The 23044-nt window shown below is 68.0% G+C and carries 21 protein-coding genes; 7 read left to right on the top strand and 14 right to left on the bottom strand.

All coding sequences use genetic code 11. The features are described 5' to 3' along the window. Positions 1 to 53 precede the first annotated feature (53 nt). Both HOP52_RS16525 and HOP52_RS16520 read right to left on the bottom strand, forming a co-directional pair. Entirely contained in the window at positions 54 to 569 is a 516-nt protein-coding gene (locus tag HOP52_RS16525) for a tripartite tricarboxylate transporter TctB family protein (RefSeq protein ID WP_238978513.1), read from the bottom strand. Between the two features lie 108 nt (positions 570 to 677). Continuing rightward, positions 678 to 1658 carry a Bug family tripartite tricarboxylate transporter substrate binding protein gene (locus tag HOP52_RS16520; protein WP_238978512.1) on the bottom strand — a complete coding sequence of 327 codons (981 nt, stop codon included), beginning with the start codon at positions 1656 to 1658 and terminating at the stop codon, positions 678 to 680. Positions 1659 to 2044: 386 nt separating this feature from the next. Between HOP52_RS16520 and HOP52_RS16515 the strand changes: the two genes are divergently transcribed. After that, entirely contained in the window at positions 2045 to 2647 is a 603-nt protein-coding gene (locus HOP52_RS16515) for a class I SAM-dependent methyltransferase (RefSeq protein WP_238978511.1), read from the top strand. Between the two features lie 150 nt (positions 2648 to 2797). Next, on the top strand, positions 2798 to 3922 hold the full coding sequence (locus HOP52_RS16510; RefSeq protein ID WP_238978510.1) for an aminotransferase class V-fold PLP-dependent enzyme: 1125 nt from the start codon (positions 2798 to 2800) through the stop codon (positions 3920 to 3922). An 85-nt stretch (positions 3923 to 4007) separates the two neighbouring features. Here the strand turns inward: HOP52_RS16510 and HOP52_RS16505 are convergent, their stop codons facing one another. The 7 genes from HOP52_RS16505 to HOP52_RS16475 form a co-directional block, all read right to left on the bottom strand. Then, positions 4008 to 4694: a CBS domain-containing protein gene (locus HOP52_RS16505; RefSeq protein ID WP_238978509.1), complete on the bottom strand. Its 687-nt coding sequence runs from the start codon at positions 4692 to 4694 to the stop codon at positions 4008 to 4010. Positions 4695 to 4885: 191 nt separating this feature from the next. Next, positions 4886 to 6349: a hypothetical protein gene (locus tag HOP52_RS16500; RefSeq protein WP_238978508.1), complete on the bottom strand. Its 1464-nt coding sequence runs from the start codon at positions 6347 to 6349 to the stop codon at positions 4886 to 4888. Between the two features lie 122 nt (positions 6350 to 6471). Further along, positions 6472 to 7449 (bottom strand): LacI family DNA-binding transcriptional regulator, encoded by a 978-nt coding sequence (locus HOP52_RS16495; RefSeq protein ID WP_238978507.1) that lies wholly within the window; start codon positions 7447 to 7449, stop codon positions 6472 to 6474. Between the two features lie 103 nt (positions 7450 to 7552). After that, positions 7553 to 8833, bottom strand: coding sequence for an ABC transporter substrate-binding protein (locus HOP52_RS16490; protein WP_238978506.1), 1281 nt, complete (start codon positions 8831 to 8833; stop codon positions 7553 to 7555). Positions 8834 to 8877: 44 nt separating this feature from the next. Next, positions 8878 to 9927, bottom strand: a complete 1050-nt coding sequence (locus tag HOP52_RS16485) for a Gfo/Idh/MocA family protein (RefSeq protein WP_238978505.1) — start codon at positions 9925 to 9927, stop codon at positions 8878 to 8880. Continuing rightward, a complete protein-coding gene (locus tag HOP52_RS16480) occupies positions 9924 to 10703 on the bottom strand; it encodes a ThuA domain-containing protein (protein WP_238978504.1) in 780 nt (259 codons plus the stop codon). The genes HOP52_RS16485 and HOP52_RS16480 overlap by 4 nt, the downstream gene beginning before the upstream one ends. A gap of 222 nt (positions 10704 to 10925) precedes the next feature. After that, the gene (locus HOP52_RS16475) at positions 10926 to 13244 is read right to left on the bottom strand and encodes a mechanosensitive ion channel domain-containing protein (protein WP_238978503.1); all 2319 of its coding nucleotides are present in this window, start codon (positions 13242 to 13244) and stop codon (positions 10926 to 10928) included. Positions 13245 to 13401: 157 nt separating this feature from the next. Between HOP52_RS16475 and HOP52_RS16470 the strand changes: the two genes are divergently transcribed. Beyond that, the gene (locus HOP52_RS16470; protein ID WP_238978502.1) at positions 13402 to 14421 is read left to right on the top strand and encodes an amidoligase family protein; all 1020 of its coding nucleotides are present in this window, start codon (positions 13402 to 13404) and stop codon (positions 14419 to 14421) included. Beyond that, a complete protein-coding gene (locus HOP52_RS16465) occupies positions 14418 to 15116 on the top strand; it encodes a gamma-glutamyl-gamma-aminobutyrate hydrolase family protein (protein ID WP_238978501.1) in 699 nt (232 codons plus the stop codon). Before HOP52_RS16470 ends, HOP52_RS16465 begins: the two co-directional genes overlap by 4 nt. 61 nt (positions 15117 to 15177) lie before the next feature. On the opposite strand, the gene HOP52_RS16460 is transcribed toward HOP52_RS16465, so the two are convergent. The 3 genes from HOP52_RS16460 to nfi all read right to left on the bottom strand — a co-directional run bounded on the left by HOP52_RS16460 (position 15178) and on the right by nfi (position 17102). Further along, positions 15178 to 15609, bottom strand: coding sequence for an OsmC family protein (locus HOP52_RS16460; RefSeq protein WP_238978500.1), 432 nt, complete (start codon positions 15607 to 15609; stop codon positions 15178 to 15180). A 161-nt stretch (positions 15610 to 15770) separates the two neighbouring features. After that, on the bottom strand, positions 15771 to 16331 hold the full coding sequence (locus tag HOP52_RS16455) for a DUF1415 domain-containing protein (RefSeq protein WP_238978499.1): 561 nt from the start codon (positions 16329 to 16331) through the stop codon (positions 15771 to 15773). 72 nt (positions 16332 to 16403) lie between these two features. Beyond that, complete coding sequence (nfi, locus tag HOP52_RS16450) at positions 16404 to 17102, bottom strand: deoxyribonuclease V (RefSeq protein ID WP_238978498.1); 699 nt, start codon at positions 17100 to 17102, stop codon at positions 16404 to 16406. Positions 17103 to 17182: 80 nt separating this feature from the next. Between nfi and HOP52_RS16445 the strand changes: the two genes are divergently transcribed. Both HOP52_RS16445 and HOP52_RS16440 read left to right on the top strand, forming a co-directional pair. Beyond that, the gene (locus tag HOP52_RS16445; protein ID WP_238978497.1) at positions 17183 to 18475 is read left to right on the top strand and encodes an exonuclease SbcCD subunit D; all 1293 of its coding nucleotides are present in this window, start codon (positions 17183 to 17185) and stop codon (positions 18473 to 18475) included. Continuing rightward, positions 18472 to 21768 (top strand): AAA family ATPase, encoded by a 3297-nt coding sequence (locus HOP52_RS16440; protein WP_238978496.1) that lies wholly within the window; start codon positions 18472 to 18474, stop codon positions 21766 to 21768. The genes HOP52_RS16445 and HOP52_RS16440 overlap by 4 nt, the downstream gene beginning before the upstream one ends. Here the strand turns inward: HOP52_RS16440 and HOP52_RS16435 are convergent. Beyond that, complete coding sequence (locus tag HOP52_RS16435; RefSeq protein ID WP_238978495.1) at positions 21758 to 22105, bottom strand: HepT-like ribonuclease domain-containing protein; 348 nt, start codon at positions 22103 to 22105, stop codon at positions 21758 to 21760. The genes HOP52_RS16440 and HOP52_RS16435 overlap by 11 nt on opposite strands. Next, on the bottom strand, positions 22098 to 22424 hold the full coding sequence (locus tag HOP52_RS16430) for a nucleotidyltransferase family protein (RefSeq protein ID WP_238978494.1): 327 nt from the start codon (positions 22422 to 22424) through the stop codon (positions 22098 to 22100). Before HOP52_RS16430 ends, HOP52_RS16435 begins: the two co-directional genes overlap by 8 nt. Before the next feature lie 204 nt (positions 22425 to 22628). Here HOP52_RS16430 and HOP52_RS16425 point away from each other — a divergent pair, with 204 nt between their 5' ends. Beyond that, a complete protein-coding gene (locus HOP52_RS16425) occupies positions 22629 to 22919 on the top strand; it encodes a gamma-glutamylcyclotransferase family protein (RefSeq protein WP_238978493.1) in 291 nt (96 codons plus the stop codon). Positions 22920 to 23044 lie beyond the last annotated feature (125 nt).

Below are 23044 nucleotides of genomic sequence, written 5' to 3'. Positions count from 1 at the left end.
TGCGCCCAGGCCAGGCGACAGTGTTCTCAGGGAGGTGAACCGTATTGGCCCGCTCAGAAAAGCGCGCGGAAAACCGTTCGGGCCAGGGGATCGGGAATGGGGATTCCCGCCACATAGACGAAGAACAGATAGAGGGCCACCGGCAACAACAGCGCCACGGGTATCAGGACCTGCCAGCGACGTTCGCCGTAGGCATATGCCAGCAGCACAATCCCTACTGCAGAAGCGACGACCATGCCTAGCCGCGTCATCGCCCAGTAGTAGCCGGATAGCAGAACGAAGCCGACGACCAGCCCGACAATGGCGCTGGTGAAGGGAAGCGGCTCGTCATCTTCATCGCTCTCAGTTGGCGTACCCTGGCCTTTCTCGAACCACGCCATCGCGGTCAGCACCACCCCTGACATCACCAGAATCGAGGTAGCGATCAGCGGCCAGAAGCGCGGCGACAGCTGGCCCTCCCGCAACCGGCTAGGCTGCGGTATGCCCTCTGGAATCAGGAAGATAAGAAGAAGAAAAGCCAGGGCCAAGACGAATAGGCCAATGCCGACTTCCTTGAGTCTCATGGTCATGGTAATACCCGCCCTTGATAGGAATCTCGGAGAGCTGAACTGCCGAACATGATGAATAACGTCACGGGGGGCCGCCCGGCAGCCCCCTCAGACGCGGTAATGACAGGCTCAGTTGGCGAGATCCAGGCGCTCGACGATATCGCGAATCACGCCGACCTGGCTGCCTACGAAATCCTTGGTCTCCTCGGGCGACATGACGCTGGGGATCGCGCCTAGACGAAGCACAGCGGCGTTCCAGCTTTCAGAGTCCTTCAGTTGGGCCAGTGCTGCGGTCCAGGCCTCGACAATTTCGCCATTCAGGTCGGGAGGACCGACCAGTGCACTCCAGCCGACCCCGGCTTCCATGCTGTCGTAGCCCAGCTCTGAGAAAGAGGGCACCTCCGGCAGGTCATCGACGCGCTCGGGCGTCGTCACGCCAAGCGGCTTGACGGTACCCGAATTGATCTGCCCCAGGGCCGGGGAGAGGTTGACACAGGTGAAGTCCACATGGCCGCCCACCACCGAGGAGACCACCTCCCCGTCGCCTTCATAGGGGACGTGGTTGGCGGTGTCCGGATCGATGCCTTGGCTATCGAGCAGCAGGGACACGACCAGGTGATTGCCGGTGCCGAACCCCGAGGTCGAGTAGCTGTACTTGCCGGGGCTGGCCGCGACCCCTTCGCGCCACTCATCCAGGTTATCGTAGGGAGAGTCTGCGGGGACGATGCAGACAAAGGCATCCAGCGATAGCATGCCGAGATAGGTAAAGTCGTCCCAGTCATAGGGGGCATCCGGGTTCAGGGCAGGCCCTGTCGCATGGGACCCGTAACGAGCCAGCAGCAGGGTCTCGCCGTCCGGAGCGGCATTGCGCACGAAATTCGAGCCCACCACCCCGGCCGCCCCGGTGCGGTTGACCACCAGCACGTTCCCCCCGATGTAGTCGGGGATAGAGGATGCCATGGTGCGGGCGGCCAAGTCCGAGGAGCCGCCCGGGCCGTAGGGCGCCACCACGGTAATGGGGCCGTCCGGATAGTCGGCCAGTGCACCGAAGGAGGTCAGCGCCATGGCAGATGCAACGGCAAGGGGGAGAGATTTAGTGGAGATATTCATCTGATGTCACCTGACTCTGTTGGCATTGTTGTGACTGTCGTCAGCGTCGCGAAGGCCGTGCGGTCAAGCCCCTTCACCCACTGACTCCCCTTGACGCTACTTGCCAACTCCCAGGGGCAATAGAACCAGTCATGACCTGTGGGTAAGGCCAGTTGAATGCCATGGCCAGTGGAAAAGCACGCGGCAAGACACTGTCCATTCGGTCAAAACCTCGAGCCGGAGCGTCTTGGCTCACGGTTTTCCCCCTCATGCCAGGCAACCCAAGCGGCGCTATCGGCAGCGCCTGGACGAAGCCAGCTACAGTGGGAACATAACCGGTTCTTCCACGGCCGCCTTTACTGGCCTAGAGTGGAAGCATGTTTCGTCCACATGCAGGAGGCAGGCCCATGACGGCGCAAGACCGACCCAAGGCCGTGGCAGGACCCCAGCGACGCGCCCAGCTCTCGCTTTTCGCACGCAACTTCTTCAAGCACCCCAAGATGCTGGGCTCGATCATCCCCAGCTCTCCCTTCCTGGTCAGGCGCCTGCTGGACCGAATCGACTGGGAGCGGGCCCGGGTGGTGGTCGAGTTCGGTCCCGGCGTTGGCACCATCACCCGGGAGCTGCTGCGCCGCATGCCCCCGGACTCGACGCTGCTGGTGCTGGAAACCAACCAGGACTTCGTTGAGTTTCTCGAGCAGTCACTGCCCGATCCTCGGCTGCAGGTGGTCAAGGGCTCGGCTGAGAGCGTCCAGGCCGAGCTGGAACGCCTGGGCCTGCCGCCGGCCGACTATGTCCTGGCGGGCATCCCCTTCAGCACCATGCCGGAGGACGTTCGCGAGCGAATCCTCAGCGGCAGCGTGGACGCCCTCTCGCCCGCCGGCTCCATGCTGATCTACCAGTTCTCGTCGCGGGTGCTGCCCGACCTGCGCCGGGTCTTCTCCGCCGTGGAGACCGACTTCGAACCGCTCAATATCCTGCCCGCGCGGCTCTACTACTGCAGCCCCTGATGCCCTCACGGTAGGGCCCCCGCCCTTGCCGTGAGACCGCCGGCATCGACCGACCCGCTGCGGGCCAGCATATCCCGCTGGCCCGCAGCGGGCGTTGCGCATATCCTCAGTGGTTTGAGTCCCCACACCGAACGAAACAGGGAGAGAGAGATGTCCGGCCTGCTACCCGATGTCGACCCCGATGGGCTGCTGGAATACTCGGTGGTCTACACCGACCGCTCGCTGAACCATATGTCCCAACGCTTTCAGGGCGTGATGCGCGATATCTCCGCCACGCTCAAGCGGGTCTATCACGCTCACAGCGCGGTGATCGTGCCGGGCAGCGGCACCTTCGGCATGGAGGCCGTGGCGCGCCAGTTCGCCGCCGGCAAGCGCTGCCTGGTGGTGCGCAACGGCCAGTTCAGCTACCGCTGGAGCCAGATCCTCGAGATGGGCGACATACCGGCCTCAATCTCGGTGCTCAAGGCTCGCCGACTGGACCCGAGCGACCCGCAGTCGCCCTTCGCGCCGGCCCCCATCGAGGAGGTCGAGCAGGCCATCCACGAGCAGCGTCCCGAGGTGGTCTTCGCCCCCCATGTGGAGACCTCGGCGGGCATCCTCCTGCCCGACGACTACCTCGAGCGCCTCGCCAAGGCCGTCCACGCGGTGGGCGGGCTCTTCGTGCTCGACTGCATTGCGTCTGGCACCCTGTGGGTGGACATGCAGGCCATCGGCGTCGATGTGCTGGTCAGCGCCCCCCAGAAGGGCTGGAGCGGCCTACCCTGCTGCGGCATGGTGATGCTCTCCGAGCAGGCGCGCGAGCGCATCGAGGCCACCAGCAGCAGCAGCTTCGCCTGCGACCTCAAGAAGTGGCTGACCATCATGGAGACCTACGAGGCCGGCGGCCACGCCTACCATGCCACCATGCCCACCGATGGCCTGGCCCGGCTGCGCGATATCATGGCCGAGACCGACGCCTACGGCTTCGACAAGGTCCGCGATGAGCAGCTGGCTCTGGGCGAGGCCGTGCGGGCCCTGCTGGCCGAATACGGCTATCGCAGCGTGGCCGCACCCGGCTTCGAGGCGCCGGGGGTGGTGGTGTGCTACAACGACGACCCGGGCATCGCCGGCAAATTCGCCGCCGCCGGCGTGCAGATCGCCGCCGGCGTGCCGCTGATGTGCGACGAGGGTGAGGACTATCAGGCCTTCCGGATCGGCCTGTTCGGCCTCGACAAGCTACACCATCGCCAGCGCAGCCTGGCCAATCTGGAAGCCGCCCTCAAGCAGATCGGCTGACCCACTGAAAGCCAGCCATAAACGCAGCGGGGCGGCCAGATGGCCGCCCCGCTGCGTTTGGCATGGCGCAAGCGCCCCTGCAGGGTCAGTAGCCGCCCACGCCCCGCGGCACCAGCCCCACGTTATTCTCCACCGACTTCACCCCGGGGGTATTCTCGATGGCCACCTGAACGGCCATCCGCTCATCCTGGTTCTCCACCAGGCCCCAGGCCTGCACTGCGCCATCGGCGACGATGATGTTGATCCGATCGACCCAGACCCCAGTGTTGTCGTCGATCTCCTTGAGAATGGCGTCGCGAATCTGGCGATCATCGGCGCTGGCCATCGGTTCTGCCTCGGCCTCGGCGGAGAAGCCGCGCAGCAGGTTGGCCCGGCTGACGATGCCCACCAGCCGGCCGTCGCGCACCACCGGCACCCGCTTGATATGGCGTTTCTCCAGCAGCTTGGCGATCTCGCGCAGCGACTGGTCCTCGCCGACGGTCACCGGGTCGGGGGTCATGATCTCACGGGCCTTGCGCGCATGGGTCTTGACGTACTCGCTGGGGTTGCTGCCCTCGAACAGCTGCAGCCACCAGGACTTGCGACGCTGGGTGCCGTTCTCGACCCGGCGCATCAGGTCCCCCTCACTGACGATGCCCAGTACCTTCTGGTCATCATCCACCACCGGCAGCGCGCTGATGTTGTTGTCGAGCAGCAGGCGGGCAATCTCCTGGACATCCGCTTCGGGGGATACGGTTATGACATTGGGCGTCATGACATCGGCAGCTCGCATGGTGGCATCTCCAGCAGTGGGCCGTCTGGGCCAAGGGATTGTGTAGCTTGACTCTAGCCCGGGTTGGCGGCTCTCACAATCCGCGCTATTGCGTACCAGCCTAACAAGAGATCAACGGTTCGCCATTGACATGGAACAACCATAATGGCCTCAGGCACTGAAATGGCGATGAAGAATCGACCCGGGCCTGTTCAGCGGGGCTGCGTGTCATCCGCCCCCTCCTGATAGACCCGTTCGACATCGACAATCCGCGAACGACTCATGACAATCTTCCAGCGCTGCAGCGTCGGCTCAGCGCTGCCGCCCTCCTCGCGAATTACCAGATTGAACAGGTGACGTTTCTCCACCGACTCCCGCGACACCTGGCCCTCCTTCAGCCGATAGACATGGTGCTTGCCCTTGTCCATCAATCGCGCCAGCAGGGAGAGATCCAGCGACAGCGTTTCGCGGGTCTTCTCGTAGCCGCTGAGAAAGCGCGTCGGCGACATCCGTGAACTGGAGCGGTAGTGCAGCACCACCTCTTCGCGCTGGGCGACGTTACGCTTGCGAACCCGCTGAATCTCCTCGTCAAGCCGCGTGAAGCGCTTGTAGTCGAACCACTCCAACTGGCGGCCGACCAAGGCATTGCTGGTGGCATCCAGGTACTGGCGACGCCACTTGGGACGCCCTTTGCGCAACCAACGCCAAAGGGTGTTGCGCAGATCATCCTTGAACACCTCGCGCATGGCATAGAGCACCGCCATGGCCAGCACGAACAGCGCGGTGATATCCCCCAGGGTGTCGCGAGCATGCAGCAGCCCCAGCGACACGAAGATCATCACCACCGCCGTGGCCAGGCCCTTGACCGCCTTCTGCTCGCCGCTGCCCAGCTCCTGGCTCTGCTGCTTGAGGGTCACCGGGTACTCGATCAGCCGCCTTAGCAGCCGCATCTTGTTGGACATCCGGGTGGGGTCGCGGGTGACCCGCGGCGAGTTGTATTCGGCCCGCTCGCGATGCTCGCTCTCGGCCTGACAGATCATCAGCAGGCGCTTGCGTATCGACCGGTACCCCTTGCCACGGGGCAGGTGCGCCACCAGGGCCAGCAGCTGCTGCTCGGTGAACCAGGAGAGGTAGTTGTCGATATTGGCGTAATACTTGTGCAGGCTCTCCTCGCTGGGGCGGTGACGCCGCAAGCGTCGCAGGATGCTCTGGGCCAGCTCGCACAGCTCCTCGAGCTGGGCGTTGAAGCGCTCGGCCTGCTCCAGCACACGCGCCTGGTCGCGACGCTCCTCGCCGCCTGCCGACTCGGCCGTGGCGAGGGCCTCGGCCCGCTCGGCGGTCTCCCGGGCGGTATGCAGCAGCTCCTGGGTCGCCCGCTCCAGCGCCACCGCATACTGGTAGGCGTAGAGGCTCAGGCTCAGGCGGTACTGCTCGGTACTCAGCTTGCCGCGACTGGCCAGCCGGCTGAGCACCAGCGGCAGATGGTGCTTGTCGCTGTAGTAGGTGCGCTTGACGTGAATGGCGCCGTGGTAGAACGCGTCTTCGGAAATCACATGGTCGTTGAGCCCCAGCTCGCCGGGAACGAACAGGAAGAGATCCAGGCGATGGGAGGTCTCCTCCTTCAGCACCCGGGAGATCTTGAGGTGGAAGCTGTCCTTGCGTTCGACGGTGATCACGGCGTCGCGGCTCCTGGCAACGGAGGGCCTGTCCACCCCTCCTGCCCCATGGTACTGCCCGCCACCGTGGACTGGCCATCATCGCGGCCCACGGCGTCCCTGGCCAGCGCGCCGTCCCACCATCAGCCGCTCTGGCGCACCACCAGTTCCACCGGAATGGAGACGTGGCGCGGCGGCTTTCCGGCCAGCGCCTCGCCCAGCAGCGTCACGCTCATGGCCGCGATGGCGGCGATGTCCTGGCGCAGGGTGGTCAGGCGGGCCGCCAGCAGCGGCAGGTCGTCGAAGCCGGTCACGGCCACCCGCCCGGGCACGGCGATGCCGTGATCCTCCAGGGCCGCCAGGCAGCCCAGGGCGATCTCGTCGGTGGCACACACCAGGGCATCGAAGGGCGGCTCGCCCCAGCTCGCCAGCCGCGGCGCGAAGAAGCGGTAGGCGGTCAGCGAGGCCGAGGCGACGTCATGGGGCAGGCTGAAGAGCCGCTCGGCCAGGCCGGTCTCGGCCAGCGCCTGGCGATAGCCCGCCAGGCGTGGGTGAGGGTGGGGCTGCTCGAGATCGCCGCCCACGAAGGCGATCCGCTGCCGGCCGCTCTCGATCAGGTGGCGGGTCACCCGAGCGAAGCCGTGACGGTCGTCCGGCGCCACCGAGAAGCCCTCGCCGGCCTCGCCGATGCGCACGCAGGGCACGCCCGCCTCGGCCAGCCGGGTCGCGCGGTGATCGCCGGGGAACTCGCCGAGCAGGATGGCGGCGCCGGCCCGTTCGGGCAGCGTCGCCGTCTGGTCGTGGGCGAAGAAGATCGGCACCATGCCCTGCTCGTGGAGCGCCAGGGTCAGGTGCTGATAGAGCAGGATGTAGTAGGGGCGCAGCTCGATGTCCTGGCACCCCAGGGAGATGCCCACCACCGCCGCCTTGCCGCTGATCAGCTGACGGGCGGCGGCGCTGGGCCGGTAGGCCACCTCCCGGCTGATCGCCAGGATGCGTTCGCGCAGCGCCTCGCTCAACCCCGGCTTGCCGTTGAGGGCCCGGCTCACCGAGGCGATGGAGACCCCCGCGCGCCGGGCGATCTCCCGAATGGTCGCCGATCGCGACGAATCTCTGCTCATCTGCCTGCCTCACGGTTGGCGCGGCGCCGCGCTGCGGCGCCGCCTGCCCTTGACGGCCGATGATTGTGCCGAAAAATCGTGAGCGACGCGAGGCAGGGGCCCCTCACCAGCCGCGGCGGCCCATCCGGGTCAGTTCCGCCTCCAACTGCTGCAGGGCCTGCTCGGCGGCGAGGTCGCCGGAGAGCACCTCGTGCACACGATTGAAGAAGGCGTTGGAGACCCGTGCATAGTGCTCGCCGGTGACGCTGGCCGGACGCGGAACGCCGCCCACCAGGGTCGCATAGAGCTCGCCGATGAAGGGCTGCGCCTCGAGCACCTCGGGATCCCGGTAGAGCGCCTCGCGGGTGGGGTTCATGCCGAACTCAATGGCATGGGCCTTCTGCTTGGCCTCGGCGGTCAGATAGGCCACCAGGTCGGCGGCGGCCTCGGGGTGTGCCGAGTAGCGCGACACCGCGAAGCTCCAACCGCCCAGGGTAGCGACTGATTCCCCTTCGGAGCCACGGGGCAGCGAGGCGGCGCCGAACCTGCCCTGGATGGCGGTGCCCTCGGCCTGGCCAAGCGCCCAGGCATAGGGCCAGTTGCGCATGAACACCGCGTTGCCGGACTGGAAGACGCCGCGGGCCTCCTCCTCCATGTAGTTGCGCACGCCGCGCGGCGCGATGTCGCCGATCCAGGAGGCGGCCAAGCTCATCGCCTCGACGGCCCGGGGGTTGTTGACGGTCACCTTGCCCTCGGCGTCGACGAGGGTGCCGCCGCCATGGCTGGCGATCCACTCCAGGGCGTTGGTGGTCAGCCCCTCGTAGGCGCGCCCCTGGAAGACGAAGCCGTGCATGCGCTCGTTACCCGCCGCCCGCTCGGCGTTCTGGATCTCGCGGGCGATCTCGGTCAGCTCCGCCCAGGTCTCGGGCACCGCATGGCCGTACTGCTCGAGCAGGTCGCTGCGGTAGTAGAGCAGGCCGGCGTCGGTGAACCAGGGCAGCGCCACCAGGCGGCCATCCACGGTGTTGTTGTCGATCATCGCCGGAAAGAAGCCCTCGGTGGCGTCCTCGGGCAGGTAGTCGGCAAGATCCACCAGATGGGGGGCGAGCAGGCCGGGCCAGACGGTATCGACCATCAGCACGTCGATATCGCCGGACTGGCTGCCGAGCAACTGCTGATAGAGCGACAGCTTCTCGGTGGAGGAGTTGGGCGTGGTGACCACGGCCACCTCGTGGCCGGTCGCCTCGGCCCACTGACGGGCCAGCACCGGACAATAGTCGGCGGCGCCGCCGTCGCCGCAGGCGATGGTGATCGAGGCGGCCAGGACCTGGCCGCCGCTCAGGGCCAGGCCACCGGCCAGCAGGGTACCCGCCAGGAGGCCGGTGGCAAGGGGGCGATGGGACATGGTGGTTTCCTCTCTTGTGGTTGTTGGTGGAGAGACGCCCGGGCTCAGCCGGCCAGGGCCAGGCTGCGATCCTCGGCGTCGGAGACGAAGCAGGCGTCCAGCACCCGCTGCAGCGCCGCCCCGCGGGCGAAGTCGGGCTGGTCGTTGTGGCCGCTTTCGATGCCAGCGATGAAGCGGCGGTAGAGGCTCGGGGTGTCGGGCGCCGTGACCTCGCGCCAGCGGGCCGGGTGGACGTCCTCGCCCAGACACACCTGCAGCCGATCCTTGGCCGCATCCAGGTCGACCCGCAGGGCACCGCGGTCGCCGTGCACGCTCAGGCTCAGGGAGTTGTGGTGGCCGGTAGCCCAGCGAGTGGCCTGGAGGGTGCCCAGCGCCCCGCCGGCGAATTCGACACGCATCAGGGCGCTGTCGTTGGCGTCGAGCCGATAGTCGCCGATGCGGTTATCCGGGGCCTTGTCGAAGCACTTGAGCTTGCAGTTGACGGCGCTGATGTCACCCACCGGGAAGCTGGCGAAATCGAGGATATGGACCCCCACGTCGCCCAGCACCCCCTTGCTGCCGTGTCCCTCGGAGAGCCGCCACAGCCATTGGCTGTCCTGGTCCCAGCGCCCCCAGGCGTGGCTGACCAGCCAGCTCTGGCGATAGCTGGCGTCCACATGCATGATGCGCCCCAGGGCTCCCGCGGCGATCAGCTCGCGGGCCTGATGTATCGCCGGCGCGTTGCGGTAGCTCAGGTTGACCATGTTGATCACCCCCGCCTCGCGGGCCGCCGCGGCCATCGCCTCGGCATCGGCAGCGTTGGTGGCCAGGGGCTTCTCGCAGAGGATGTGCTTGCCGCTAGCGATGGCGGCAAGCGAGGTCGCCTTGTGGGCAGCGTCCGTGGTGACGTTGCTCACCGCGTCGATGTCGTCCCGGGCCAGCATCGCCTCCAGGTCGGTATAGGCCTCGGGGATACCGTAGGTGTCGGCGAAGGCACGCGCCCGATCGCCGTCGAGATCGCACACCGCCACCACCTCGACCCCGTGAAGCCGCCCGAAATGCTTGGCATGCTCGCCGGCCATGCTGCCGGCACCGATGATCGCCAGTCGAATCATTTGAAACCCTCCTCGCCGGGCTGGTGCAGCCCCTCGCCTTTCACCACCACCGGATCGGGCGCCTGCTCGGGCGGCACATTGGGGCAGCTGTCGATCCAGCATGAGCCCTCGGGGCGCGCCCACTTCACGGCATTCCTGAGCACCCGGCGCACCTTGGCGTCGTAGTAGATGGGGTAGGTCTCGTGCCCCGGACGGAAGTAGAAGATCTTGCCGTTGCCGCGCTTGTAGGTGAGCCCCGAGCGGAACACCTCGCCCCCTTCGAAGGCGCTGATGAAGATCACCTCGTCGGGGTTGGGCACGGCGAAGGGCTCGCCGTACATCTCGGTGTGGGGCAACTCGATATAGTCGCCCACGCCCTGCACGATGGGATGCCCCGGATTGACCACCCAGAGCCGCTCGCGCTCGCCGGCCTCGCGCCACTTCAGCGAGCAGGTGGTGCCCATCAGCCGCTTGAAAATCTTCGCGTAGTGCCCGGAGTGCAGCACCAGAAGCCCCATGCCCTGCAGCACCCGCGCCTGGACCCGGTCGACGATCTCATCACGCACCTCGCCATGGGCTGCATGGCCCCACCACAGCAGTACCTCGGTGTCCTCCAGCAGCTCCTCGGTGAGGCCATGTTCGGGGTCCTGCAGGGTGACCGCGCGGGCCTCGATGGCCTCGTCCTCGTTGAGCGCGGCGGCGATGCAGGCATGCATGCCATCGGGATAGATCCGCGCTACCACTTCGTTGGCCTGCTCATGGACGTTCTCGCCCCAGACCGTGACCTTGATCGTCATTAGCTGGCTCCTCCTGGTCGTGCCCTGGTGGGCATGGGTGAATGCTCCTCGCGGAGATGGATCAAGAGTAAACGTTTACTCATTGAGCCGTAAACGCTTACTTATTGAAACTTTCGTCTAATTTCCATGCATGGAGGCGACAGGCAACGTCGGCACGAACGCCCCAGGCCGGCGAGTGCCGGCCTGGGGCAAGGAGGGAGTGGCGGTGTGAATGGCGGGTGGTCAGCTGGGGTCGGGGGCGGCGCCACGAGAGTCAGCTCGGTTCGCCTCGCCGGGCTCACGCCCCGCGGTATCGCGCGGCCCGTCCCGATTCGGGTCGTCAGCCAGGCTGTCGGCACCGCGACCTTCCATGCTGATGCTCAGCCGCGGCATATCGAGATCGATCTCCTGGGCCTCCATGCGCTGCTTGAGCAGCAGGTTGAAAGCACGCGCCACGTCCCACTGCATTTCCGGAGCGGTGCGAAAACGCATGCGCAGGATTGGGCAGCCATCCTCGAACGCCTGGATGCCCTGCATCTCCAGCGGCGACCAGATATGGTGGCGCATCATCGGGTCCTGGCGCAGCTCCAGCGCCGTCTCCTGCATCAGGGTGATGGCGTCATCGATCTTCATGGTGTGGGGAATGCGCAGCCGCATCAGGGCAATGCCGAACTGCCGCGACATGTTGTGGATCGATTCGATACGGCTGAAGGTGATGATATGCACCACCGCGTCCAGGTCGCGCAGCCGCACGGTGCGCAGGGTCAGCCCCTCGACGGTGCCGATGTGGCCGTTGATCTGCACGAAGTCGTCCACTGCCAGGGAGTCTTCGATGATGATGAAGATGCCGGTGATCAAATCCTGCACCAGGGTCTGGGCGCCGAAGCCCAGCGCCAGACCGATGACGCCGGCACCCGCCAGCAGCGGCGTGACGTTGACCCCCAGGTTGGCCAGGCCGACGATGCTGGCGATCACCACGATGGTGGCGAAGATCACGTTGCGGATCATCGGCGTGATGGTCTGGGCACGCGCCTTGTTGACCCGCCGCCCCCGCGAACGCCCCGAGGAGATCAGTGCCCGCTGGATGGCGGTATCGGCAAAGATCCACACCAGCCACGCCAGCAGCACGGTGAAACCCAGCGCCAGCAGCGCCTGGCCAATGCGGGCGCCGGCCACTCCGGCCTGGCCGAGGCCGAACAGCGAGCCGCCCCACACCTGCAGCGTCAGCTCGGCGAAGACGATCCAGCTCACCATATGCGAGAGCGCATAGCCGAAGCGCTCCAGGCGGCGGCGGTAGTCGCTGAGCCGCCGCCGCTTGCTGCGACGCTCGGCGTGTCGGCGAATCAGTCCGGTGACCACCAGCGTCAGCACCAGCAGCGCGGCGGAGATGATCGAGCGGGCCAGCGCCGTGCCCACGTCGCCCACGGTAACGAAGATCGCCATCAGCGACCCGCCCACCACCAGCAGCGCCGGCACGTGCCAGAGTCCGCCGATGATTCGCGCGAGATCGGGCCCGGAACCGCCTTCCCGGCGCACCCGCCAGGGCCGGTTGCGGATCAGGTGCTTGATCGGCCGCTTGAACTTGAGGATGAAGCGCACGCTGAGCAGCGCCGCCAGCATATTGGCCAGCACCGAGCCCAGCGCGGCCAGGTCATCGCCGATCATCTGCGTGAGTCGTTCGGAGTTGAGCGCATCGCCCAGCGCTATAAGCGCCCCGATCACGAACAGCAGGCGCAGGGCCTGCTGCTGCAAGATCTGCACCGCGATAAAGCGGTGCCCGCGGGTGAACACCGAGACCACGCACTCCACCACCACCGACAGCGCCCGACCGCACAGCGCCACATAGGCGATGACCAGCGCCATGGCACGCCCCGGACTGTGCGGCAGCAGCTGTGCCAGCCCCAGCACCAGCACGAACGCCAGCGCCCAGGGCAGCATGCGCCGCAGAAAGTGCAGGGCCAGCAGCCAGCCCCGTGGGTCACGAGGCAGGTCCAGCGGCATCCGTCGACGCAGGAACAGCAGCCGCCCCAGGGCGATCAGGATCACCAGCAGGCCCACCCAGATACCCAGCAGCACGGTGCTGTCGACCACGAAATGCATCAGTTGGCCAGAGCCGGTCTCCCCCACCAGCTCGCTGAGATCCGCCCAGCCCTGATCCAGCTGCCGCTGCCAGTCGTCGATGGGCGACTCCCCCGCCTCGGCCTGCTCGCCCAGGTCGCTGAGGGTCTCCGCCAGGGCACCCAGCAGCCCCTGTCGCGGCGCGATACCGGTACCGCCGGCGGCCTCGGCCTGGACCCGCTGTAGCTCGCGCAGGCTCTCGAGCAGCGCCCCGCGCTGCTCGGCGTCCTCCAGGGTCTCGATCACCTCCTGCAGGGACTGCTGAAAGGCGCGGGGGTCGTGCTCCCCACCCTCGGCGTCAACGCCCAGGCCGGTGATCGGCAGCGTCTGGGCAACTGCCGGGGCGGCGACCAGCAGCAGCACCGTCGCCACGCACAGCAGCCACGCCCAGAGGCCGGCTGGCCGGCTGGCCGGTGTCCGCGCCGGCAGAAAATCCGCTGACATCGTCTCTGCATCCCCCTTGGTCATCGCCTCTGGTCGAGTGTCGTCGCCGTGCGTCGGCCCGGCGCCTGGCGGGCCTCTTACCGCGCTGCCTGCCGAGCCGGGACAACGCTATGGTAGGCTGACAGCGATCTTTGCTCGAATCGCACAGGATGCCCCCATGTTGCCGCAATCACCACCCGAGACCCTCAATTTCCAAGGAGAGCCCCGCCACGTGGGGGTGGAAATCGAGTTTGCCGGCCTGCCGCCCCAGGCCACCTCCGAGCTGGTGCGTGAGCTGTTCGGCGGCGACATCGAGCTGATCAGCCCCCACCGCCAGAAGGTGGTCAACACCCGCTGGGGCAGCTTCGTCATCGAGCTCGACACCCAGTATGCCCACCCTGACAGCAAGGTCCTCGAGGAAGTGCCGCGCAAGGATACCGAGTGGGAACGCCAGCGCCATCGGATGCGCCTGGATTTCCACAGCAAGACCCGCGAGCTGATCGGTGACGTGGTCACCGGCCTGGTACCCACCGAGATCGTCTGCCCGCCGGTGCCCTGGGACGAGCTCGGCGAACTCGACGCCCTCTTCGCCGCCCTGCACGCTCATGGCGCCAAGGGCACCGACGCCAGCCTGCTCTACGGCTTCGGCCTGCACCTCAACCCCGAGGTATCCAGCCTGGAAGTGCCCCATCTGCTCGATCAGCTGCGCGCCTACCTGCTGCTGGCCGAGTGGCTGCGACAGGAAATCGACGTCGACATCACCCGCGAGGTGCTGCCCCACGCCAACCCCTTTCCCAAGGACTACGCCCTCAAGGTGCTCGACCCGGACTATGCCCCCAATCTCGACCGCCTGATCGCCGACTACATCGAGTACAACCCGACCCGCAATCGCGAGCTCGATCTCTACCCGCTGTTTGCCTACCTGCGCCCCGACTATCCCCACGAACTGTTCAGCGACAGGCTGGTCAAGGCGCGCCCCACCTTCCACTATCGGCTGCCCAACGCCCAGCTCTCCCAGCCCGACTGGGGAGCCACCGTGGAGTGGAACCGCTGGGTGGAAGTCGAGCGCCTCGCCGCCGACCAGGAGCAGCTGCACCAGCGCGCCCGTCGCTACGTGCGCTATCACACCCTGTCGCCGCTGACCCGGCTGTTCTACCGGGTACGAGAATGGATTCGGGAGAGTCGAGTCAGCCCATGAGACGACCACTGATTGGCATCACCACCTCCGACTACAAGAGCCGCATCGCCTGGTGGTTCGACTGGTTCGCCGTCTGGCGCCATGGCGGCGAAGCGCTGCGGCTGTCGCCCTCACGGCCGCTCCCGGAGTGGCTCGACGGCCTGATTATCGGCGGCGGCGACGACATCCAGGCGCACCTCTACGGCGGCGAGATGCAGCTCGACGTGCGCGTCGACCCCCAGCGGGACGAGCTGGAGCTCGAACTGATCGAGCGCTTCATTCCCCAGGACAAGCCGGTGCTGGGCATCTGTCGCGGCGCCCAACTGCTCAATGTCTTCCTGGGCGGCACCCTGGACCCCGACATCTATACCACCCACGAGGGGCTCAAGCGACGCCGCACCGTGCTGCCGCGCAAGACGGTGGACATCGTCGCCGACAGCCACCTGCACCGCCTGCTCAAGGTCAGCTGGTGCCGTATCAACAGCCTGCACCACCAGGCGGTGCAGGAGACCGGCGACGGCATCGAGATCGTCGCCCGCGACCGGGAGGGGCTGGTGCAGGGCATCGAGTCCAGTCGCCACGACTTCCTGATCGGGGTGCAGTGGCACCCCGAGTGGCTGATCTTCAACCGCCCCCAGCAGCGGCTGATTCGCGGCCTGATCAAGGCCGCCCGCCGCGGCATGGCCGCGCCTGAACGCTCAATGAAAGCCGAATGACTGCCGAACGCCAGCGGCCACCCGAAGGTGGCCGCGGTAATGAGTCATTGTCAGGGTGGTATCAACTTTCCAGCGCGGCATCCAGGGTGATCTCGGCGTTTAGCAGCCGCGACACCGGACAGCCCTCCTTGGCCTTGTTGGCGGCCTCTTCGAAGGCGGCCGCGTCGGCCCCCGGGCTCTTGACCCGGGTGGTCAGGTGAATGGCGGTGATGCTGAAGCCATCGTCATCCTGGGTCAGCGAGACGCTCGCCTCGGTGCTGATCCGCTCCGGGGTCAGCCCCGCCTCGCCCATGATCAGCGACAGCGCCATCGAGAAGCAGCCGGCGTGGGCAGCCCCGATCAGCTCCTCGGGATTGGAGCCCGGGGCATCCTCGAAGCGTTTGGCGAAGCTGTAGGGCACGTCCTTTAGCACGCCGCTCTGCGCGGAGACGCGGCCCTCGCCATCCTTGATACCGCCTTCCCAGACGGCGCTTGCGGTTTTCTTGATGCTCATGTCGACTCCTTGCGATAAAACTCGGCCATGCTGAACACTGGCCACGATCGAACAGGGTGGCACGGCGCGCCACCTCCCCTCAACACCATAGATCATGGCGTTGCCTTCGTCAGCCGCCGCCCGCAAAATAATGGAAATTTTTTCCAAAAATTAATTTCCGGTCAGACAGCATTCTTGTCGCGCAGCCTCACCAGATTGGCGGCAAGATGCTCCGCGCCCAGCCGGCGCATCACCTCGATGTTGCGCTCGGGAATGGCCTCGGGGTCGGCATAGTGCGCCAGCGCCCGTTCCAGGCTCGCCTCCCTCAGCAGGTGCAGCATCGGCCACGGGGAGCGATTGGTGAAGTTGGCGGGGTCGTCCGGCTCGGTATCCTCGAAGCAGTAGTCGGGATGGAAACTAGCCAGCTGGTAGATGCCCGTATAGCCCTGCTCGGCCATCAACGCCTCGGCGACGGCCAGGAAGTCGAGGTAGTCGTCGAAATCCCCCAGGCCATGACGCAGCACCAGCAGGGTGGTCTCGATCGCGGGCGTCTCATCGAGTCGATGGCACTCCTCGATCAGCGTCAGCAGGGCCGGTTCCCACTCGCTGGCCTCCACTTCCGTAAAGCGAATGGTGTCACGGGCAAGCTCACGACCGGCGAAGGGGCAAACGTCGTGGGCGACGACAAAGCTCTCGACCCAGGTACGGGTCGCGGCGAGGGCGGGGCTAATCGAGGCAGGCATGGCAAGGCTCGGCAGGTGGCGGACCCCCATGGTCGAACGCGACGGCAAGGAATGCAAAGCCCAAGGCGGCCATCAGCGACTTTTCTCGCCCCGCCGCGAGGCCAGGCGATCAGCCAGCCGGGTCGGCTCCGGCAGCTTGGTGCGCCCCAGGCACGCCGTCACCCAGTGCAGGGCGGTGGTCAGCGAGAGCCGATGCCCCGGTGAGACGAAGATCGGCTTGACGCCCGCCCGCGAGCGCAGCACCGCGCCGATCACCTCGTCCTCTGGACCGTCGGTGAGCGGAGACCAGTCGCCGCGCTCGGGGCCCGGCTCGCCGTGGCGTCCACAGAGCCGCGACTTGGCCACCCCGATGGTCGGCAGGTCGAGCCACAGCCCCAGATGAGAAGCCACACCCAGCCGGCGCGGGTGCGCGATGCCCTGGCCATCCACCATCACCAGGTCGGGGCGCACCGTTAATTGCTCGAAGGCGGCCAGCGCCGCCGGCACCTCGCGAAACGACAGCAGCCCTGGCACATAGGGCATGCGCGTTGGCTCGCGGTGCAGCGCCTCCTCGACCACCGCGAACTCACCGCCCGGCGCGCCGGGCCAGGCCAGCACCACCACCGCGGCGCGGGTGATCTCGCCCTGGGCCTCGAAGCCGATATCCACCCCGGCGATATGGCGCACCGGGCCCAGGCGATCCGCGCGCTCCACGCGCCCGGCCAGGCGGCGCTGCAGGGCGATGGCCTCGCGGGGCGCCAAGTCCCAGTCGTGCAACGGTACCGCCGTCATGTTCCCCTCCTGAATCGCGATCTGTACTGGCGTAGACTAGCCCCTTTCGACGTCCGCCAGGGAAGGGAGCCCCGACGCCCATGATGACGCTGATCCATACCGCCGACTGGCACCTCGGCCAGAGCTTCCACGGCCAGGAGCGCCACGCCGAGCATCGCGCCTTCCTCACCTGGCTGCTCGACACCCTGGCCGCACGCCGGGCCGACGCCCTCCTGGTCGCCGGCGACCTCTTCGACGTGGTCAACCCCTCGCTGCAGGCCCAGGGGCTGCTCTACGACTTCATCGTCAGCGCCCATCAGCGCCTGCCGATGCTCGATATCGTGCTGATCGCCGGCAACCACGACAGCGGCAACCGCGTGGAGCTGCCCGCCCCGCTGATGCGCCGCCTGCGCACCCACGCCCTGGGCCGGGTCAGCTGGCTGGACGACGGCCGCCTGGACGCCGAACGGCTGCTGGTGCCGTTGACCGATGAGGCGGGCGAAACCCGCGCCTGGTGCCTGGCGCTGCCCTTCCTGCGCCCCGCCGAGGTCACCGGCGCCGGCCTGGCCCGGGACGAGGCCACGGACGACGCCGGGCGCAATGACTATGTGGCCGGTATCAGCCGGGTGCACCGGCAGCTGATCGAAGCCGCTCGCGCCCAGCGCCAGCCCGGCCAGGCGCTGGTGACCATGAGCCACGCCCACCTGCACGGCGCCGCGGTGTCCGAGGCCAGCGAACGCCCCATCGTGATCGGCGGCGAGGAGTCGATCTCCGCCGCCCTCTTCCCCGCCGACATCGCCTACGTGGCGCTGGGCCACCTGCATCGCGCCCAGCAGGTCGGCGAGGCGCGCATTCGCTACAGCGGCAGCCCCCTGCCGCTGGACTTCAGCGAGGTGGACTACCCCCACCAGGTGGTGGAGGCCCGGCTCGACGGTGAAGCACTAGTCGACACCACGGCGATTCCCGTGCCGCGCCCGGTGGCCATGCACCGCCTGGGCCCCGCACCGCTGGACGCCGTGCTGGCCGAGCTGGACGCGCTGGAGGACGACCCCGCCCGGCCCCGCGAGCTGTGGCCCTGGCTGGAGGTGCGCGTGGAGCTGGACGCTCCGATTCCCGACCTGCGCGCCCAGGTCGAGGCGGCCCTCGACGGTCGCGCCCTGCGCCTGCTGCGCCTGGAGCGCCGCCTGCCCCAAGTCGAAGGCGAGGCCGCCTCAGCGCGGGTCGACCTGGAGACCCTCGGCCCCCGCCGGCTCTTCGAGCGCACCTGGCAGGCCCGCTGGGGCGAACCCCCAGGCGAAGACGTGCTGGCCGACTTCGAGCGGCTGCGCCAGGACGTGCTGGAGAGCGAGGACGACGACACCGCCGCTGACCCGCCCGGGGAGGGCCGCTCATGAAGATCCTCGCCCTGCGCCTGGCCAACCTCGCCTCCCTGCCCGGCCCCCTCGAGCTCGACTTCACCGCCGCGCCGCTGGCCGACGCCGGCCTGTTCGCCATTACCGGCCCCACCGGGGCGGGCAAGAGCACCCTGCTCGACGCCCTGTGCCTGGCGCTCTACGGCAGCACCCCCCGGCTGCGCCAGGCCCCCAGCCGCGACAGCCAGATCGACGACACCCCGGACTCCACCCTGACCACCAGCGATGCGCGTACCCTGCTGCGCCGCGGCACCGCCAGCGGCTATGCCGAGGTGGACTTCCTGGGCCGCGATGGCCGCCGCTACCGCGCCCGCTGGGCGGTGCGCCGCGCCCGTGAGAAAGCCACCGGCCGCCTGCAGGCTGCCGAGCAGTCGCTGCGCGACCTGGACGCCGACCGCCTGCTCACCGCCCAGAAGCGGGAGTTCGAGCGCCTGCTGCCGGAGCGACTGGGGCTCACCTTCGATCAGTTCACCCGTGCCGTGCTGCTGGCCCAGAGCGAGTTCGCCGCCTTTCTACAGGCCGACGACAACGCCCGCAGCGACCTGCTGGAGCGCCTCACCGGCACCGGCGAATACTCGCGGATCTCGGTGGCCGCCTACCGCCGCGCCAACGCGGCCCGAAAGGCCGTGGACGCCCTCCAGGCCCGGCTCGCCGACGACCTGCCCGCCAAGCCCGAGGCTCGGGCCGAGCTGGAAAGCCGCGCCGAGGCGACCCGGCAAGCGCTCACTCACCTGCAGCAGCAGGAAGAAGCGCTCAAGACTCAGCAGGGCTGGCACGAGACCGATCAGCGCCTGGGCAGCGCCTACCGCGACGGCCTGGCCCAGCAACAGGCGGCCGAGCATGAGTGGCAAGCGCTCGCTGACCGGCGTGCCGACCGCGACTGGCGCCGGCTGATCGCCCCGCGGCGTCACGCCTTCACGCGCCGCACCACCCTGCCGGACGAGATCGCCGCGCTGGAGGCGAGCCACGCCGAGACCCGCGCCGCCCTGGAGGCGGCCCGCACCGAGCAGCGCGCCAGCGCCGAGGCCCTCGAACAGGCCGAGCAAGCACTCACTCACGCCAACCGGGAGCGCCGCCAGGCCGAACCCAGCCTGCGCGAGGCCCGCGAGCTGGCCCAGCGGCTGGCCACCCTGGAGAAGCAGCTCGCCGATACGACCCGACAGCACCGCCAGCAGCACGAGCAGGCCGACACCCTCGCCGAGGCGCATCGCCAGGCCCGCGAGGCCCAGCAGGCCCGGGAGCGTCAGCGCGATGACTGGCAGGCCACCCTCAAGCGGCTGGTGGGCACTCACCCACGCCTGGATGACGCGCGCCAGGCCGCCCAGCGGGACCACGACCATGCCGCCCGCCGCCACCTGGCGCTGGGCGAGCTGGCCAGCCGCTGGCAGGAGCAGGTCCGGGCCGCGACGACGCGCCAGCGACTGGCCACGCAGGTCGCCCAGGAGCAGGCGCGCCGGGAGCGGCTGCTGGCCGAGGGCCAGACCGCCCGCCAGCGCCTGAACGATGCCCAGGCACGACTCGAGATCGTCACCGAGCAGATCGAGCGCAGCCGCGCGGTGCGCAGCGAGAGCGTGGTGAGGCTGCGCGAGGCCCTGCGGGAGGGCGAGCCCTGCCCGGTGTGCGGCGGGCTCGACCACCCCTGGCGCCACCGGCCGCCAACCACTCCCGAGGCCGCTCAGCTCGCCGCCCAGGAAGCCGAAGAGAGGCGCCAGCTCAGCGACGCCCGCCAGGCCCGCGACGCGGCTCAGGAGCGGCGCGACACCCTGCTGGGGGAATACCGCGCCGTGGAGGCCGCCCTCGAGCAGCGCCGCCAGGACCTGGCCCAGGCCGAGCGCCACCGGGACGCGACCCAGGCGGCACTCGCGGAGCACCCGCTGCACGGTGAGCTGGTTTCCGTAGGCGAAGCCGAGCGCGACGACTGGCTAGAGGCCCAGCGCGAGGCCAGCGACGCGCAGCGGAAGCAGGCGCGCCAGACCCTCGACGAACTGGCCCGGGCCGAGGCCGAGCTGGCCCCGCTGGAGGAAGCGCTGCGCCAGGGGGAGCTGGTGCTGACGCGCCTGGAGGCCGAGCGGACCGCAGCCGACACGCAGCTGGCCGAGCTGGAACAGCAGCTGCCACCGCTTCGCGCTCAGCGCGATGAGCTCGCCCGCCGGCTTGCCGCCCGACTCGGTGAACACGCCTCGCCGGACGCCTGGCAGCAGCACCTCGACACCCGGCAGGAGCAGGCGCAGCTGGCGAAAGACAGCGCCCAGGAGCGCCGGCACGCCGCCGAACAAGCGCAGCAGCGTCTCGCTCAGCAGGCGGCGCACGAGGCCCAGCGGCTCGAGGCGCTAGCGGAGGAGCTCAAGCGCCTCGACGCCGAGCTGAGCGCCTGGCGCCGGGCCCATCCCGACCTGGATGACACCACCCTGGCGCGGCTGCTGGAGCAGTCCGAGGAGCAGGCCCGACAGCAAGAACAGCGGATCGAGGCGGCCGAGCAGGCCCGTCAGCGGGCCACCGCCACCCTGGCCGAGCGCCGCCGGGCGCTGCTGGCACACCGCCGCGAGCAGGCGCCGGAGGCGGATGACGAGTCGCTGCTGAGCGAGGCGATGGATCGCGAGCTGGCCGAGCGCCGAGAGGCCCTGGCCAAGGAGCAGCAGGCGCTGGCTGCGCGGCGGGAGGAGGCCCAGCGGGCCCGGGATGCCGCCCTCTACGCGCTCAACGACGACGACCGGCGACGCGAACGCCAGCGGGAAGGCCAGGCCGAACTGGAGGCGGCGCAGGCAGAGCACCGCCGCTGGGGCCGGATCAGCGAGCTGATCGGCTCCGCCGACGGCAAGGTGTTCCGGCGCATCGCCCAGGCCTACAATCTGGAGCAGCTGCTCGAGCACGCCAACGCCCACCTGGCCGGGCTCAGCCGCCGCTATCGCCTGGTGCGTGGCGGCAGCCCCCTGGGCCTGCTGGTGGTGGACACGGATATGGGCGACGAACGCCGCTCGGTGCACTCGCTCTCCGGCGGCGAGACCTTCCTGGTCTCGCTGGCCCTGGCGCTGGGGCTCGCCTCCATGGCCTCCGGCGAGCTCACCATCGAGTCGCTATTCATCGACGAAGGCTTCGGCAGCCTCGACCCCCAGTCGCTGGCACTCGCCATGGAGGCCCTGGACGGCCTGCAGGCCCTGGGCCGCCGCGTCGGCGTGATCTCCCACGTGCAGGAGATGCACGAGCGCATCCCGGTACAGATCCAGGTGGAACCGCTGGGCAACGGCACCAGCCGCGCGACACTGGTCAGCGTGTGAGAGATTTCAGTCGTTCTATCAGTTCGGGGATATGATCCTGAATGATGCTCCAAACGGTATCATCATCGATGCCGAGGTAGGCATGAATCAGACGATTTCGCGTGGCGATAATCATCCGCCAGGGGATCTCGGGATTCGCTGAACGGACCGCATCGGGGATGTGGGTCGCTGCCTCCCCGAGCAGCTCAAGGTTACGCAGCGTGGCATCATAAGTCAGATCGTGGGCGATGAAATCTTCCTGCTCCAGCCCCTCGGTATAGGCCAACACTTTTTCGGCAAAGCCGATCATGTCGTCGATGTAGAAACGCCACTCGCGCCGGGGCCGCCGCTCAGACATGCATGGCCTCACTCTCGATATAAGGACGGAGCTCGGGTCGAAGCGCCTTGTCGGTCACCAGATCTACCGGGCGCCCCAGCAGATCCTCCAGGTAAAATTGGAGCCCGAAATAACGATCCGCCGTGGCCGGGCCATCGAAGATCACCAGGATATCGACATCGCTGCCCGCTTCAGCCTCGTCTCGTGCCATGGAACCAAACAGAGCCAGATCACGCACACCGAACTCACGCACCATATCGGGCAAGCGCTGCTGGAGCAGCTGCAGAGTTTCCAGCCTCCTGATAATCATTGTGGCCTCCATACAACCGATCCACTCCATGCCCCCATATCACCAACCTAGCATAGCATCACCCCGACGGACCTTAGCCATCGGCACCAGCCGAGGATAGCCCCAGGTTCGGGCAACATCCGATCCCATGACCGCGGCCATTCCCCTCTGGGTTCGCGGCCCGGCCGCGTGGCTTCGAGCCCTGCCGAAAAGGTAGAATATTGCCACACACCGCAGCGCCAGGAGGCCGCCACCATGCACACCCCCGTGCTTGCCGTCGCCCGCACACCGCTGGTCGCCGTTTACGGCACGCTCAAGCGTGGCCTGCGCAATCACCACTGGCTGGAGGGCGCCGACTTCCTGGGCAGCGACCGGCTGACCGGCGCCACCCTCTACGACCTGGGCCCCTACCCGGGCGCCAAGTCCGAGCCCTCCGACGGGGTCGAGGTGGAGGTGTTTCGGGTCGGGCCCCGCCTGGCTCTACCTCTACAATCCCGATGTGGCCGGCTACCCGGCGATCCGCCAGGGCGGCTGGCGCCCGGGTGAGTGCGACCCCGTCATGACGGCACGGTTCGGCTGAACCCAGAAGGATGCATGAAGCGTCTTACGCTCTGAGCGTAATCGGGATTGTGCCAACCCAAACACACGAACGCCCCCAAACGGGGGCGTTC

Origin of the sequence: Billgrantia campisalis, from assembly GCF_022341425.1 — a bacterium.
In the GTDB taxonomy this organism is placed as follows: Bacteria; Pseudomonadota; Gammaproteobacteria; order Pseudomonadales; family Halomonadaceae; genus Halomonas; species Halomonas campisalis.
The sequence above is the reverse complement of the archived record's forward strand: the minus strand, read 5'-3'. Positions and strand labels throughout refer to the sequence as shown.